The organism is Dysosmobacter segnis, assembly GCF_014297285.1.
GTDB classification, from domain to species: Bacteria; Bacillota; Clostridia; order Oscillospirales; family Oscillospiraceae; genus Oscillibacter; species Oscillibacter segnis.
Map to the genome: position 1 here is coordinate 24,763 of NZ_JACOQI010000018.1, position 13,980 is coordinate 38,742.

The window sequence follows — 13,980 nt, forward strand, 5'->3', positions numbered from 1 at the left end:
CTCTTAGCCCAGCAGTTTCACCAGCACGTTTTCGTCTGCGCTGGCCGCAGGGGCGGCAGCGTAACCCGCCGGAATGTTGTTCACCTTGCCGGAACTCTCGCCAGTGGAGGCCACGGTGGTGATCTTCTTGGCGGCTTCGTCGTAGTACACCGCCGCGCCCATGGTCATGGCACCGGCGGCCTTTTCCATCTCAAAGACACCCACCACATGGAGGTGGCCGGTTTCGCCGGCGGCAATATCTTCACCGGCCACGCCGATCCTGGTTCCCAGGCTCACCACTTCGCCGTTTTTGACTGCGGCGCTGGCCTTGTAGTCCAGCACCTCGCCTTTCTGCCAGTATTTTGCGGTCATGTTCTCTTACCTCCTGTTAAATAGTCGTGCCGGGGTTCTTGGCGATACCGCGGAAGTCAACCGCAGTAATGCCCCAGTCCAGCCAAATGTCCCACACAAAGCCCAGGCGGCCCGGAACCTCGCTGCGGCGAATGGTGGGGGTTTCCTGGCCGTTCAGGTAATCAACCTGCAGGCTCTTGGCGTAACGCTGATCACCGGCGACAAACCAGGGGATCGCGTTGCCGCTGCCAGCCAGGACGTTCAGGGCGCCCTCCTCGATAACCTGCAGCTTATTGCGGTACTGATACAGGGCGTTCGCGGTGTGGCTGCCGATCCCGGTCACGTCGATCATGGCGGTTTCCAGGATCTGCGACATCTTGAAGCCATAGCCCACGGGGACGATCACATACTTGGGTTCCACCATGATGCTGTCACCGAAAGGATCCGTCTGGTGCAGCAGTTTCAGCATGGCGGCCTGCAGGGTGTCAATGGACGGGGCGGCGCCGCTGGCGATCAGGTTGTTGTGGGCATTGTCGAACAGGGAAACACCGTCGAAAATGGCGGGGTTGTCGATCAGGATCTTGTAAACCTGCTTATTGATCGTGCGCTTTGCGCTTGTGGCGTACAGGCCGGGAACCTCGGTAATGAAACCCACGTCGTCGTTGATAAACGCCTGGCGGGTCATACTGAACTGGCGGCCAAAGGTGTCGATCTGGCGCTGGGGAAGCAGTTCCGACTTGGGTGCGTCGGCTTTCAATTCGCCGTTTTCGCCCACGCGCAGGAACTCACCGGCGCCGCCGGCCAGATAGCTGTGATCCTTTGTGGGCTTAAAGTCGGGCACGCTGCCCTTGGCGGTCCACAGCTGGAACGTGGTGGGGATCTCCTGATACTTCTGGACGATATTCTTTTTGATCGCATTGTCCAGGATCGCGGGAAACGCCGCGGTGGGGTTGAAGAACTGGCGGCAAGCCTCGTTCCACAGGTCGTCCTTACTCATACGCAGCAGGGAGGTGGTGGTGCCCATGCCGTCGCGGGCCATGCACTCAATAACCATATCGCGCAGGGAGTAGCCGCGCATTTCCTCCGCACCGCGGGCGGGGTTCTGGACGTCTACGCCGGCCCGCAGCAGCATGGCGTCCACAGCTGCCTGGCGGAAGTTATCGCCCTCATCGCCGTTCATGCGGCTGGAAACAGGGGCGCCGTGTTTCAGCAGATAGTCCACCGCCGCCTGTCTTACGGTGTCCATGGTGGCGCCGTTGCTGATATACTCCGCGGGATCCATGCCCGCCTGACGGCACAGCGCGGTAATGTCGCTCACGCGCTGGCGCTCCGTTGCGACGGCCTGGCGGGCTGCCTCGGTGGGGTCTGTGCCCTGCTGGCCGTTATCGTTGCCCATACCGCGGGCGCCGCCGGTGGGATCCTCACCGCCCTGGCCCTCGCTGCCCTGGGCGGGGGGATTGTTGCCCGCCGCGTCGATCTGGCGTTGCAGGCCGTCAAACTCTGCTCTTTCCTCTGCCGTCAGGTCACGGCCAGCGGCGCGGGCGCCGCTCACAATAGCCTGCTGACGGGCGATCATTTCCTGAATGGTCATGGTTGTTTTGCCTCCTCAATGATAAAGATTTTTGTTGATCTGGATCTGCTTTTCATAAACAGAAAGGTCCTTGGCCGTCGCCTGCTCCGGGTCGTCGGCTCTGCCCACGCCCACGGTGGCGTCCGCCGGCACGGAAACAATGGACACCTCCAGCGGCGTCCATTTGCGGGCGATCTGGCAGGGGCCTGTAAAACGTCCGTCCGCGGAGGTCTTACCGGCCACCACTTCCTCCCAGCTGTCCACGCTGTAACGCACGGACGTGGTTTTCAGGGTGCCGGATTTGACTTTGCCGAAAATCTTTTCGGCGTCGTCGTCCGTGTCGAACTCCACTTCGGCCATGCCGCGGTGGTTCTCCACCCATGCGCGGATCACTTTTCCCACCACCTTGTCGGTGTCGTGGTTGAAAAGCAAAACGCCCACGTCGTTCAGGCGGGAGAGATCCAGCGCGTTCTCCGCGTGATCCAGGATTTCCATACCAAACCAACGGCGGTATGGCTCCTCGCTGGAAAAGCTGATCGTGCGCCTGCGGCTGTCCTCCTGGCCCTCTGCGCGGCTGTTGGCCTCAATGTGGCCCATGCTTCGCTGCCCGCTGTTTCTGTCCCTCTTGGGGTCATTTGCCTGCGGTGTTCTGCTGTGCTGCTGTCGTTCCATTTCCAAAAATTACACTTCCTAACTCGACGCCGACGGATCGGCCATATTCCAGGACCTCGGCCATTTCATTGACGGCCTCTTTCCAGTCCTTGCCCTGTTCCGCGCAAACGTCCTGAAACGTCTTTTGCCCGGATTGCAGGGCGGTTTTTCCGGCGGTGCTTTCCTTTGCCGGGTCGATCCACTTCTTGGGGGCTTTCGTCCAGGTGTGGGAAAGGTATTCCGCCTTTTTATCCCAAAAGCCGGGCATATCAACCAGCCCGGAGAGATAACAGGAGATAACAAAGGTTTCGTACACCTCCGACATGAAATCTGTTAGCAGTTCCACGTCCTCGGTGTATGTGTTTTCGTCCTCAATAGCATTTTGCCGTGCGGAGGAATAGGTGGCCCCGCTCATGTCGCGGCTGACGGCCTCATAACTCAAGCCCTGGCCTGCGGCAATTAGCCCCTGCTGGGTTTTCAGGAACCCGGCTGCGTCGCTGCCGGAACCTTTCGGATCCACCACCTGGATTTCGTCACCGGCGCCCAGGCTCTGGATCATGCCGGGGGCCAGTTTCTTGCCCTCATAGTCCATTCCGCCGTCCGGCGTTCTGGTGCCGCCGCGGCCAAAACCGCCCGCCGGGATTGCCCGCTTGATGAACACAGCCAGGCAGGCCGCGATCCGCTCCTTGACGGAAACGGCGGTTATAAACTCGTTCGTGTCGCGCACTCTGGTGATCGTGGGGGCCATGTCGGACATTTCGCGCAGCTGGCTGGGCCGCTTCTTGGATTTGTAAAAATATACGTCCTTGGCCTCGACGTAAACGGGGTCGTTTAGGCTCCAGCCCTCAATGTCGTATTGATTGATCCAGTAGCCCACCGGCCTGCGCCATTGGTTGTATTCGATCCCGCCCACAACACGGTTTCCCTGGTGCTTCGGCTTGCTGGCGGTCACGTCCAGTTCGTCCACCTCAATGGCCTGCAGCTGGAACGGGACCAGCCCCTGCTTGGTGTAGCGGTAAAGGAACAGCAGGCCGCCGTCCACCTTTTTGCGGTCTACCGCCATACGCAGCATTTGGTTGAAACTCTGTTCGCCGGTCACGTCGCAGTTTCTGGCCTTGCACCATTGGCGCCATGCCTTTTCCAGCTTTTCGTCCAGTTCGTCGTTGCCGGTTTTAGCCTGGAGGGTGTAGCCCTTGCCCACCACGTTGCGCTTGTATGCGTGGAGGATAGACTGGGCAATATCACTGTTGCGCTCCAGGTCACGGGCGCGGGCGCGTACCACGTCGCGGCTGAAACGGTCCGTAACCTCCGCGCTTTCGTTGTGTACCCGCCACCCGGCATTTAGGCGTCCATACCCTGCGGCGTCATATCCGCGCAGGATCTCCAGCTGCTGCCGCCATGCCTCGCGCTCACAGGCGCGGCGCGGGGAAACAGCGGCCACAATTTTGTCAAAGGCTCCCATGGTTACCTCCCGTCAAAGAACGCCACAAAGGTGCGATCCAGCAGGCAGTTGTCCGTCCCGCTGTCGATCTGCGCCTCCAGGTCGTCACGAATGGCTTTCAGCTGGGCCAGGTCCGCCCGCGTCAGGGATCGGCTGCCGATCTTGTATGACTGGCCGCCGGCCAGAACGGCGGAAATGGCGCTGTTTACCTGCTCCAGCATTTCAGCCGCTTTTGTGTTTGTACTCATTTGGTGGCCTCCTGTCAGATCCATGTGTCATTTTGGTTGATCCAGTTTTCTTCCTGGCTTTGTCGCGGTTCCTGCTTGGCCGGTTTCCGCGGCTCCGGTGCCGCCGCCTGTCCCTCCACGCTTTTCAGGTACAGGGACCGGACGCCCATAACGTCCGCCGCCGCGGCTGCGTACACCTCGCAGTCCAGGTAATGGTTGTCAGCGTGGGAGGATTTCAGCACCCATTTCTGGACCTCTTTCCCGCCGGATCGCTCGGTTACCTTGTGTTCCGCCGTTACCTGTTCGGCGTATTCCATGTCGCAGTCCTTGTAAACCTGCCAGGAACCTGTCCCGTTCGGCTTCCGCATACGGGCCGCGATCTGGTCTTTATACTTGCCGCCGTCCACCAGTACCAGGGTCATGCCGTTGGCCTTGCTGCCGGCCTTATTGACCACGGAAAGGCGGTAATGGGACAGCATGGTGCTGGTGCCCTTGCATGGCAGCACCCAGTCCGAATTGATGGCGCAGAACTCGTAAACTTCGTCGGTCTGGTCGCCGCTGTCCATCAGGGCCAGGTTGACCATGGCCGTGTCGCCGTTCGGCAGGGAAAACTCCACGTTCATGGCCTTTTCCACCTCTGCCATGGAAAGCGCCTGCCCGTGGGCCACGTTCTGGCTGGTCATGTAGTCGCCCCATGCGCGGATTGTCCAGTACAGACAATTTTCCTGTACGTCGATCCCGCCGGTAATTAGCTTCGTCCAGGGCGGCAGCGTCCACTCCGGCGTTTCCGTCTGCCGCTCCATGACCAACTCCGCGTTGGTTTTCAGCTTCGTGTCCTCCCACGGCTCCGCCAGCCAGCTGTTGGTGAAGTTGTGCAGCAGTTCCGGGTCGTCTTTGCTCCGCATGAACTCCCGCGCAATATCGGAAAAACGGGTGAACGGGGAATACAGGGTGTTCAGCCAAAAGGCCACGCTTTTGGGGTTCTTCGTCCGTTGTTTCACAGCCTGCCAGCGGCCAGCCCGTAGCATTTTCCCCTTGTCCTGATCCGTAATCACAGCCCCGCAGGCTTGGCACACATACACGGCCATTTCCGCCCGGTCGGTGTTCTCCGGTACGTCGTCCTTGCTGGGCCATTTCAGGCACCCGAATTTCAGTTCTATGTACTGCCCACAATGCGGGCACGGGACAAAGTAATGCTTTTCAGCCTCCGCCGCCTCTTTGGCTTTCCAGATATGGCCCGTTTTCAGGGTGGGGGTGGAGGCCATAAAGATTTTGCGGTTGAAAAAGGTTTTTGTGCGCTCTCGCGCCAGGGAAACGGGGTCGGCCTCTTTCTTAGACGCGCCCGGAAACTTGTCCACTTCGTCCAGAAACAGGTAACGTATATTCGTACTGGCCAGATCCGCCGGGCTGTTCGCGCCCGTCAGGTACACGGTCATGTCGGAAAACTTTAGCGCCAGTTTCTTGCTGTCGTTCTTCCGCCACTTATCAGCCAGAACCTTGCAGCTTTTCACCATTGGCTCCAGCTTGCTTTCCGTGGTACGCTCCGCCAGGTCGTCCGACGGGTAAACCACCATAGCCGGGGCCGGGTCCTGCGCGATCAGGCTTCCCAGCATATTCTCCATGGCAGACGTGCCGCCCACCTGGGTGGGCTTCACGAACACGATTTCCTCCACCATGTCGTCGGAAAAGGCGTCCATGATCTCCACCAGGTACGGGGTCACGCTGTTGCTCCATGGGCCTGGGATCGCGTTTCCGTCCGGCAATACGCGGTATTTAGCCGCCCACTCCGAAACCGTCAGGCGTTCCACAGGGCGCAGCACTTGAATGGCGTTATAGATCCACGGCGGCACGGTATAGGGTTCCTGCTTGTACTTCCTCATGGCGCCGCGTCCTCCCGATCCTCCATGATCGCACCATCAGAGAACGCGGCCAGCAGGCTTTCCAACTCTTTCCGCATGGCCTTTTCCATGGCGCGGATCGCTACCGCGTCCGCATAGCCGGACATGGTTCCCGCCATGCGCGGGGGTATATTCATGGCGAATTTCTTAAAGCTGGCCATGAACTCGGTTAGTTCCTCGGTGGCGTGATCTGCCGCCAGGTAACGCCCCTCTGCAATCGCCGTTTTCAGGCGGTGCAGCTGGCCTTGACTTTCTTTCAGTTCAACCTCCGCCTCCAGCTTTTTCAGCGTCAACTCCGCCGCCCGGCTGTTTTCGCCGGTTTCCTGGGCTTTCGCCTCGACGTATGCCACATAACGCTGGACCGTGGCGCAGGTTCTATATTTGCGGGCACCGCCGCCGGGCGGGATCTCTGTTTCCAGGACGCCCTCCTGGGTCAGCTGCTGCACACGGCGGACCGTTTTCCCCAGCAGCTGGGAGATCGCCGTGGTGCTGGACCACTCCGGCACCGTGCCGGACAGCACCACCGGCTTTTCACTCTTTGCCCGCTTTCCGGTGCCGCCGGTCTGCTTCTTTTCCGCCACCGGCGCCACCTCCTTTTTGCTCCGGCAGGGTGCCCCGCCGGTTTCGCTTTTCCGGTTTTGGTCGATTTCGTTTTTTTCTCCGCTCCTTTTTCGGCTTATACCCCCGTAGGGGGGTATAACTTTCCCGGCATTTCAAAAAACCGTAACGTAACAGCCGGATTTTTTTCTGTTTTCACAGGGTAAAACGTCGGGCTTTCCTTGCCCCGCACGGCTTTTCCTGCTGGGGAGTACCTACACAGGGGGGTGCGGGGTCCTTAACGGGTGCCCTGGGTGCCCCTCGGCAAAGGCACCCAGGGCGGGAGGGTTAGGCCGGGCCGCCGCACATAGCAGGCACGGCGGACGGGGTGAAAGGAGGAAAGCCCCCGCGGTACTCACGCCCCGGCCATGGTGTGGAAAGCAAAGAACCACCGGCCTTTCGGCTGGTGGTTCTCGGTATTCGTTTCAGGGCTTCACCCCTGCGCTGCTTTCCATGCTATCAGTATAGCACGGTCAATAGTCCAAAAGCGTCCAAACTTTTCAGGGTCGATTATTCCGCCCGTGCGGCCCTGCCCGCTGCTGCTTCCTGGCCATGTATTCCTCCAGCAGTTTCCGGTTGCGCTTGTTCTCCAGGATCTTATCCAGGGCGGCGTTGTAGTAGTTGAACACGTTGGACCGGCTCATGTAAAGGGCCTCCGCGATCTTATCCCAGCCCCGACAATCTATGTGCCGCATTTCCACCACGGTGCGCTCGGTGGAGTTGGCGGGTAATACGTCGATCAAGTCCATAACGTTCAGGACGGCCTTGGCCATTTCCTCCCGCTGCTCCTCGATCCTGTCCTCCACTTCGGAGATCCGAAAGACAACGGACACGGATCCGTCCGTCTTTGTCGGCTTGGTCGGCGGCGTCAACCTGAACGCGGACCCCGTACTGGGCGCCCGCAGTTCGCTGGAAAGGACGCGGTGGCGCTCCTCCAGGATCCGCTTTTTCCCCACAGCCGTGTGGTACTGCTGCAGGTATTCCTTGACAGCCTCACGGCCCAGGGTTTCGTCCGTTGTCTTTTTGCTCATTCTCACACCTCGGTAATGTCGTACCCAAAACGGTCCTTTAGCATTTTCTTTTTCATGGCATACTTGGCCGTTCTGGTGGCCTTGCTCTTTACGTCCTCCACGACGAACTCCCAGGGCACCCCGCTTTGTTCTGCGTAGTATGGCGCATGACTTCCGTATAGCTGCCTGTTTGGCGGCTGGTAGTATGTAAAATCCGCCTTGTAGCGGATCGCCCGCACCCGCTTTCCCTCCGTGTCGGTAAACGCTTCCTGCAGGGTGAAATCCACCTGGAGGCGCAGATCGCGGATCTGCCCCCTTGCCTGGCGGGCAGCCAGAACGTCGAACCTGCGGGCTTCTTTCTGGCTGTCGAAATGCAGGACGGCCCCGGAGGCTGTCACCCGCTCGGTGGGGGTGTTGTGGTATTTCGTGCCCTTTGCTGGATCCTGCGGCGGCGCGGCGGGAGGTGCTGGCCCCCGCCGCTGTTGCTGCTCCATGTACTTTTTCATGGCCTGCGCCTGGTATTTCGGCGGCAGGTCGGAAACGTTTATGGCCATGTTATTTCTTGGCCTCCTTATGCGGGCAAACAATTTTTTCCTCCGCCGTTCTGCGAAAGAACGGGAGTTCTTTTAACATTTCATTCAGCGCATAGCGCAGATTAAAGCGGGCGCAGGACACAGCGCCATATTTCCAGAGTTGGCAGTCCGTACATTGTGGGCTTGCCGGTGGCTTTTCTGCTTTCACTTCTCCGCTCCGTTCTTGATCAGGCGTTCCCGCTTTTCATTTAGGGCTGCCAGGGTCATTTTGACGACGCTTTTTCGCCATGTATTGATCTGGCTTTGATCCTCCGATGCAGTAATATCCCGCAATAGACTGCGTTGGACGTTTATAGCGCTTTCCAGGACTACCGGGACATATTTTGCGGCCCGTTCCTTTCTCCGGCGCTCTCTGGCCGTTCTAAACGCCGCACCGATTAGGGCCGCCGCCAGTATGAACCCGCCCACAGCCCGGTTTGTCAGGCCGATTTCTATTCGTAGCACCGCCAGCGCGAACTCTGCCAGTCCCCAACAGACTACCAATAGCGTCGTTTCAGCGCATATAATCAGTGCGTTTTTGAAATATTCTTTCACGCTTATACCTCCTCCGCGTCCGGGATCTCCACATACTGCCACGACATGGGCGGACGGTCCAGGCCGAACTCTGCCAGAGGGCTGGGCGCGTCGAACTTCTCCGGTGACTGGACGATCCAGCCGGAAAGCCGCCTGCCTTTTGCGTATTTCAGCAGATCCTCCCGCGGAACGCATGACATTTCTTCCAGGTCTTGCATGGTTCGGTATGATACTTCCCCAGGGCAAAGGAATTGACCTTGCACCGCTCCGGTGCCGCTGACGTACACCAGAACGGTCACGGGCCATTCAAGCCTTTCATTTTGCGGGTGTGTCTTTCGGATTTCCAACGTTTTTTCGCCGTCCAGGATCTTCTCCCACCACTCCGGTTTCATGCTCATAAGCACAGCCAGCATATTAACCTCCGTTCTTGCCGGACAGCGGAATGATCCGGCATTTGTCCGTTGCGAACTCCGCCACATGATGGAGCGCCATACAGGCCAGCATAATATCCGCCATAAGTTCGTCCGCGTCCTCTGCGCCCCGCCCGTCCTTGTTGTGCGCCCGGAGGCTGGCGGCCAGCGCGTTGCCCAGGTCCTCCAGGTTCTTGGCGGCTTCCTGCCACCGCTCTTTCGGCAGGGTGTAACCGATCTCCACTTTCTCGGTGTTTTCCACGGCTCACACCTCCCAGGGGAAAGCAGAGGCAGGGAGATCCGGGAAATACTTCCGCAGATTGTCCTTGAAGAACACAGGGATCTCGTTCTCCTCGCAAAATGCCACGATGTTGTCCACCCACTCGCGGGCGGGCGTCACCTTGTCCGGTCGGTTGCCGGTTTCGGCGCCCAGGATCACCCACTCCGGTAAACCCTCCGCCGCGGCCATGTCCACCGGCCCCAGCAGCGGCTCCATGCTCCAAAAGCTGTTGATGCTCACACCCTGCATGACGTACATTCCCACCGCGTCCATGTTCGCCACGGTGCTGCCATACCAGAAATTGCTTTCGTGGGGCAGGAGGGCCAGGTGGTCCAACTCCAGATACCGGGTCGGGTTCTTCGTCAGGAACAAATAGCGGTGCTGGGGTGCCTTGCGGCAGGCGTCCAGCACCTCCACGATCCAGGAGGTGGGCACCCAGCGCCCAAACAGATCCGCCATGCTGCAAACAAACACGGTCTGCGGTTCCTTTGTGTTCTGCGGCTGGCCCAGGCGGTAGCGGTGCAGGGTAGGCTCGAAACCATACGGGTATGGCGTCGCCTTGATCTTCTCCGGCAGCACATGGAGGCCGCCGGCCAGCGGGGCCGGATCCTCCAGCCCTGCGTTGAAGCGTGTGGCCGTTCGCCTGGCGTAGCAGTACGGGCAGCCATGGCGGCAGCCGGTTACGGGGTTCCAGGACATTGTGGCCCAGTCAATTTTCGTCTTGTTCATTCTTCGTCGCTCCTTTCGCTTTTCCACTCGTTCACTATGCACTCGTTACAGTCGAAACTCTGGCAGTACACGCAAATGTCCACGCCGTCGGCCATGGCCGCGCGGACGATTGCCGGGAAGTCCGGCAGGTTCACCTTTCGGCGCGGTTTCAGTTCCGCCAGAATGTCGCCCAGGTATTCCGACGCCTGCCAGTCGCCATAGATACGCGCCGGGGCTTCCTGTTCCTCGGTTTCCGGGTTCATAGTCCAGAGGGCAACACACCCGCCGTTCGGGTCATGCTCCCACCGCGCCGGTGTCTGGCTTATGATCTGCCCATCTGCGCCCCGCGTCGTCAGGCCTATGGTGGCCGTTCCTTTGGCTATGCAAATAATACTCATGCTTTACCGCCCTTTCCATTACACGGCCACCAGCCGCTCCAGCTGTGCCATGGTCGTGATTGTTGTTCCGCACCATTCCGGCAGGTTTGCCCGAACCAGGGCCGTGGCAAACGGTGGCGGTACTGCGTTCCCGCACCTTGCCACTTGCTTGGTTTTCCCGTACTCCTTGCCGGTGTAATCTTTGTCGATTTTATAATCATCAGGAAAGCCGTTCGCCCTGTACAATTCCCGCGGCGTCAGCATACGCAGCCCTATATCAGCCATGAAATACCAGGCGCCGCCGATCAAAAACAGGATCACCTCGTTGTCCGCCAGCGTGTAGCCGCAATACTCATTCAGGGCGGCACGGATTTTTGGCCAGTTTCGGAGATCGGCGCCCGGTGTCGCTTTTACCACTTCGGTGGTAATCACCCCATGATGGCCTCCGCCAGCGGTTATTGTTTGCACCGGCTCCGTTGCAGGCCCGCCCAGGTTTGTACCTTTCAGCTTGACCATGCTGGCCATGGTGATAGCTTCACGATCCCGCGTCGTGACCGTGTGAAGCGGTGCGCCCGCGCTCTGGTTGTGGTCGCCGCTGTAATACTTTGTCAGCGTAGCCGCCGCCAGGCCGTAGCGGTTGGAGGCGTCAATGGTCATAACCGGTTCTTTGACGCTTTGGCCTCGCACTCGCTCCGATTGCTCCGTGTGGTACTGGATCATGGCTGGACACGCCACGCACTCCTCCGCTTTTGACACCTGGGTGTGCGTCGGCTCCATTACGCTGCGCCCGCGGTCCCCGCCGCCGGTCTGCCCGATTGCGGCCAGGGTTGGCGTAATCAGCATTTGGTTTCCTGCGGTTGTCACGGTATGCACTGGGGCGCCCGCGGCTGCCCCCACGCTGTTGGTGGTATTCGTTACCGTCAGCGGCGCCATGACAGGGGAGGCCACGCCGTACCCGTGTTTTGCTGTCACAGTTTGAAGCGGCCCGCGCATTTCTTGCCCGCGGAAATCCCCAGCATGGTTGACAATCACCAGAAACGGATCCGCCGATTTTATCACGAACTTGTCCACGCCTCTGGCCACACGCCGCATAGTATTGGGACGGAGGGGGCGCTGCGCCGAAAGCCCATATTTTTCCTTGATCTCTGCGCGGCTGTCAAAAATGGACGGGCACGGCAGGCTCCAGTCTATGATTTCCGCCGCGCTGCGCCATGGTTTTTTCTTTCCGCTCTTTACCTCCGGGCTGTCTGCCGGCGCGTGTGTTGGTTTCGGCCATACAATAGGCCGCCCGTCATGCCTGGCAATCAGGAAAAACCGCTTTCGCGTTGTGGGCGCTCCATAATCCGCGGCCACAAGTTCGCGCCACTCGACGGCATATCCCAGGTTTTTAAGCTGCTCCAGCCATTTGTGGAAAGTTTGGCCCACCAGTTTTTTGACAGGCTTTCCTTTTCGCACAGGCCCCCACGTTTGGAACTCCTCCACGTTCTCCAGAATAATCACGCGCGGGCGGACCGTTCCGGCCCAGCGCAGGACGATCCATGCAAGCCCGCGTATATTTTTGTCAACAGGTTTCCCACCCTTGGCCTTGCTGAAATGCTTGCAATCCGGGGAAAACCAGGCCAGGCCCACGGGGCGCCCTTGGCAGACTTCCACCGGGTCCACGTCCCACACGCTGGCTTGAAAATGGCGCGTGTGCGGGTGGTTCGTCTTGTGCATTAAAATGGCGTCAGGATCGTGGTTCACCGCTATGTCTACCACGCGGCCCGTGGCTAATTCGATCCCGGTTGACGCGCCACCGCCGCCGGCGAAATTGTCCACTATGATTTCGTCCAGGAAATTGATCTGCGCCCCACTCATGTTTCCGGCCCTCCAAACGTCGCCAGGTCGAAACAGGCCTGTTTCCCAACGTACTGGCACCACGCCCATTCCAGCATGGCGCCGCGGCTGTCCTGGTAGTCCTGCATGAACAGAACCACGTCCGCCGCCTCCATCATGGCGAAACACAGGCGCATATAATCCACGGGGCGCAGCCCCTCCGGCGCCGTGGCGGGGTTCAGTACGATATGGCCCGCCGCCGCCAGCTTCTTTTCCACCTCTCGGAACTTGGCTTTATAACGCCTGTCCCCGGTGATCTTGCCTGATATGTAGATTTTCACAGAAAACCCTCCTATTCGTTGAAAATCTCGAAATACTCCTGGTATGGGTAACCGCTGATCTCATGCCACCCGCTCCGGCAGGTGGATCCGTCGTCGAACTTATACAGCACGGCGCCCTTTCTCGCTTTCGGGTCCTTTCTCCAGCTGGACGCAGGCACGGCGGTGTATGTGATTTCCGGCTTGTCCATGTTCTGCGTTTTGCTGTACCGCTTCCCGCGCTTGCCGATCTCTCTGTACCTCTCCATGGTGGAACGGCTTTCTTTCATCAGGTAGGCGGCCAGCTTGTAGTGGTTGCCGCGCCTGTCCATAGGCTTGAAGCTGATACCTCCGCCACCTCTTGGGACATTCTCCCACGCCTCCGTGATGATCTCCGGATCCATGCGGGAAATGATAACGTGAATATGCGGGTTGGTCATGCGCTTGGTTTCTATGACCACCACGGCCTTGAACGTGATCCCGCGCTTTTTGCAGAGTTTCCGCAGGTTCCGCAGAAAAGCGGCCTTGTTCTCCAGGATCTCCTCGAAAGAACTGTCCTTGACGTAGTAGTGTAGAACGGCGTGGAGATCCCTATGGCCGAAATTGGCGTTTATATCCCAGCGCAGGTGTTCCTCTGCCACCCGCTCGTTGATCCGCTCCTGCTTCTCGGTGGTGTGGCCGGTATTTGGGCCGCGCTTCACTCCTTTGGTGTGAACCCGGAAAGATTGCATTTTCTTGTGTTCGACACACGGACCAGCTTTCACCACCCTATGAACGTAGGCCATGGGTGCCTCCTTTTCTGCTGCTGGTCGCTTTACTAATCACTCTTACCGGCGCTATACGGGGCCGTGGCCCCGTCGCTTTTTCCGGCTTGTATTCCGTCCGGGAACCTGATATAATATAGGTATATCGGACGGTTTTCCGTCGTCTATATTGCCACCTGCGCCGTGTTGACAGCACCGGGCGCAGGTGGCTTTTCTTTTTATGCCAGGTAATCCTTGGCCATTTCCAGCAATTCCGCCGCGTGTTCCTGGTCAATGATTTTGACCTTGCCGGGCTTCTTCGGATCTGCGTCGATGGCCCAGCACGTTTTCTTTGCCAGTATTTCCCGTTTGTTCAGTTCCTTGTCCAGCCTGCTTTTGTAATAGTCCCGTTCTTTACGCCAGGCCACAAACTCCAGAAAGTCGTCCGTCGTCATGGCTACGGTCACGGTCATATCTTCCATGTGTACCTCCCTCTGCTG

The 13,980-nt window shown here is 59.0% G+C and carries 19 protein-coding genes; all 19 read right to left on the minus strand.

Translation table 11 applies throughout. The annotated features are described in order from the left end of the window. Positions 1-3 precede the first annotated feature (3 nt). Positions 4-351 carry a DUF2190 family protein gene (locus H8Z83_RS14610; protein WP_187015723.1) on the minus strand — a complete coding sequence of 116 codons (348 nt, stop codon included), beginning with the start codon at positions 349-351 and terminating at the stop codon, positions 4-6. A gap of 16 nt (positions 352-367) precedes the next feature. Beyond that, a complete protein-coding gene (locus H8Z83_RS14615; RefSeq protein WP_187015724.1) occupies positions 368-1,921 on the minus strand; it encodes a phage major capsid protein in 1,554 nt (517 codons plus the stop codon). Positions 1,922-1,936: 15 nt separating this feature from the next. Next, the gene (locus H8Z83_RS14620) at positions 1,937-2,572 is read right to left on the minus strand and encodes an HK97 family phage prohead protease (RefSeq protein ID WP_228300556.1); all 636 of its coding nucleotides are present in this window, start codon (positions 2,570-2,572) and stop codon (positions 1,937-1,939) included. Then, positions 2,532-4,013: a phage portal protein gene (locus H8Z83_RS14625; RefSeq protein ID WP_187015725.1), complete on the minus strand. Its 1,482-nt coding sequence runs from the start codon at positions 4,011-4,013 to the stop codon at positions 2,532-2,534. The genes H8Z83_RS14620 and H8Z83_RS14625 overlap by 41 nt, the downstream gene beginning before the upstream one ends. A 2-nt stretch (positions 4,014-4,015) precedes the next feature. Further along, positions 4,016-4,240, minus strand: a complete 225-nt coding sequence (locus H8Z83_RS14630) for a DUF6148 family protein (RefSeq protein ID WP_187015726.1) — start codon at positions 4,238-4,240, stop codon at positions 4,016-4,018. 14 nt (positions 4,241-4,254) lie between these two features. Further along, complete coding sequence (locus H8Z83_RS14635; protein ID WP_187015727.1) at positions 4,255-6,099, minus strand: terminase gpA endonuclease subunit; 1,845 nt, start codon at positions 6,097-6,099, stop codon at positions 4,255-4,257. Continuing rightward, on the minus strand, positions 6,096-6,698 hold the full coding sequence (locus H8Z83_RS14640) for a hypothetical protein (protein ID WP_187015728.1): 603 nt from the start codon (positions 6,696-6,698) through the stop codon (positions 6,096-6,098). The genes H8Z83_RS14635 and H8Z83_RS14640 overlap by 4 nt, the downstream gene beginning before the upstream one ends. A gap of 516 nt (positions 6,699-7,214) precedes the next feature. Beyond that, positions 7,215-7,745, minus strand: coding sequence for a DUF1492 domain-containing protein (locus tag H8Z83_RS14645; RefSeq protein WP_187015729.1), 531 nt, complete (start codon positions 7,743-7,745; stop codon positions 7,215-7,217). 2 nt (positions 7,746-7,747) lie between these two features. Then, complete coding sequence (locus H8Z83_RS14650; RefSeq protein WP_187015730.1) at positions 7,748-8,278, minus strand: DUF1064 domain-containing protein; 531 nt, start codon at positions 8,276-8,278, stop codon at positions 7,748-7,750. Position 8,279: 1 nt separating this feature from the next. Next, positions 8,280-8,465 carry a hypothetical protein gene (locus H8Z83_RS14655; protein ID WP_187015731.1) on the minus strand — a complete coding sequence of 62 codons (186 nt, stop codon included), beginning with the start codon at positions 8,463-8,465 and terminating at the stop codon, positions 8,280-8,282. Beyond that, on the minus strand, positions 8,462-8,851 hold the full coding sequence (locus tag H8Z83_RS14660; protein WP_187015732.1) for a hypothetical protein: 390 nt from the start codon (positions 8,849-8,851) through the stop codon (positions 8,462-8,464). The genes H8Z83_RS14655 and H8Z83_RS14660 overlap by 4 nt, the downstream gene beginning before the upstream one ends. A gap of 2 nt (positions 8,852-8,853) precedes the next feature. Further along, positions 8,854-9,243 (minus strand): ASCH domain-containing protein, encoded by a 390-nt coding sequence (locus tag H8Z83_RS14665; RefSeq protein ID WP_187015733.1) that lies wholly within the window; start codon positions 9,241-9,243, stop codon positions 8,854-8,856. A gap of 1 nt (position 9,244) precedes the next feature. Next, positions 9,245-9,502 carry a hypothetical protein gene (locus tag H8Z83_RS14670; protein WP_187015734.1) on the minus strand — a complete coding sequence of 86 codons (258 nt, stop codon included), beginning with the start codon at positions 9,500-9,502 and terminating at the stop codon, positions 9,245-9,247. Positions 9,503-9,505: 3 nt separating this feature from the next. Beyond that, complete coding sequence (locus H8Z83_RS14675) at positions 9,506-10,249, minus strand: DUF5131 family protein (protein ID WP_187015735.1); 744 nt, start codon at positions 10,247-10,249, stop codon at positions 9,506-9,508. Beyond that, complete coding sequence (locus H8Z83_RS14680; protein ID WP_187015736.1) at positions 10,246-10,626, minus strand: hypothetical protein; 381 nt, start codon at positions 10,624-10,626, stop codon at positions 10,246-10,248. Before H8Z83_RS14680 ends, H8Z83_RS14675 begins: the two co-directional genes overlap by 4 nt. Before the next feature lie 18 nt (positions 10,627-10,644). Beyond that, entirely contained in the window at positions 10,645-12,462 is a 1,818-nt protein-coding gene (locus H8Z83_RS14685; protein ID WP_187015737.1) for a DNA cytosine methyltransferase, read from the minus strand. Continuing rightward, positions 12,459-12,761 (minus strand): DUF4406 domain-containing protein, encoded by a 303-nt coding sequence (locus H8Z83_RS14690; RefSeq protein ID WP_187015738.1) that lies wholly within the window; start codon positions 12,759-12,761, stop codon positions 12,459-12,461. The genes H8Z83_RS14685 and H8Z83_RS14690 overlap by 4 nt, the downstream gene beginning before the upstream one ends. Positions 12,762-12,772: 11 nt before the next feature. Continuing rightward, complete coding sequence (locus tag H8Z83_RS14695; RefSeq protein ID WP_187015739.1) at positions 12,773-13,522, minus strand: rolling circle replication-associated protein; 750 nt, start codon at positions 13,520-13,522, stop codon at positions 12,773-12,775. A gap of 197 nt (positions 13,523-13,719) precedes the next feature. Next, positions 13,720-13,962, minus strand: a complete 243-nt coding sequence (locus H8Z83_RS14700) for a hypothetical protein (RefSeq protein ID WP_187015740.1) — start codon at positions 13,960-13,962, stop codon at positions 13,720-13,722. Positions 13,963-13,980: the final 18 nt, after the last annotated feature.

What these genes read in the sequence shown, in the direction of transcription:
- H8Z83_RS14615 (WP_187015724.1), bottom strand. Translation starts at nt 1,921, where the DNA reads ATGACCATTCAGGAAATGATCGCCCGTCAGCAGGCTATTGTGAGCGGC.
- H8Z83_RS14675 (WP_187015735.1), bottom strand. Translation starts at nt 10,249, where the DNA reads ATGAACAAGACGAAAATTGACTGGGCCACAATGTCCTGGAACCCCGTA.
- H8Z83_RS14620 (WP_228300556.1), bottom strand. Translation starts at nt 2,572, where the DNA reads ATGGAACGACAGCAGCACAGCAGAACACCGCAGGCAAATGACCCCAAG.
- H8Z83_RS14645 (WP_187015729.1), bottom strand. Translation starts at nt 7,745, where the DNA reads ATGAGCAAAAAGACAACGGACGAAACCCTGGGCCGTGAGGCTGTCAAG.
- H8Z83_RS14630 (WP_187015726.1), bottom strand. Translation starts at nt 4,240, where the DNA reads ATGAGTACAAACACAAAAGCGGCTGAAATGCTGGAGCAGGTAAACAGC.
- H8Z83_RS14625 (WP_187015725.1), bottom strand. Translation starts at nt 4,013, where the DNA reads ATGGGAGCCTTTGACAAAATTGTGGCCGCTGTTTCCCCGCGCCGCGCC.
- H8Z83_RS14635 (WP_187015727.1), bottom strand. Translation starts at nt 6,099, where the DNA reads ATGAGGAAGTACAAGCAGGAACCCTATACCGTGCCGCCGTGGATCTAT.
- H8Z83_RS14610 (WP_187015723.1), bottom strand. Translation starts at nt 351, where the DNA reads ATGACCGCAAAATACTGGCAGAAAGGCGAGGTGCTGGACTACAAGGCC.
- H8Z83_RS14650 (WP_187015730.1), bottom strand. Translation starts at nt 8,278, where the DNA reads ATGGCCATAAACGTTTCCGACCTGCCGCCGAAATACCAGGCGCAGGCC.
- H8Z83_RS14700 (WP_187015740.1), bottom strand. Translation starts at nt 13,962, where the DNA reads ATGGAAGATATGACCGTGACCGTAGCCATGACGACGGACGACTTTCTG.
- H8Z83_RS14665 (WP_187015733.1), bottom strand. Translation starts at nt 9,243, where the DNA reads ATGCTGGCTGTGCTTATGAGCATGAAACCGGAGTGGTGGGAGAAGATC.
- H8Z83_RS14695 (WP_187015739.1), bottom strand. Translation starts at nt 13,522, where the DNA reads ATGGCCTACGTTCATAGGGTGGTGAAAGCTGGTCCGTGTGTCGAACAC.
- H8Z83_RS14680 (WP_187015736.1), bottom strand. Translation starts at nt 10,626, where the DNA reads ATGAGTATTATTTGCATAGCCAAAGGAACGGCCACCATAGGCCTGACG.
- H8Z83_RS14685 (WP_187015737.1), bottom strand. Translation starts at nt 12,462, where the DNA reads ATGAGTGGGGCGCAGATCAATTTCCTGGACGAAATCATAGTGGACAAT.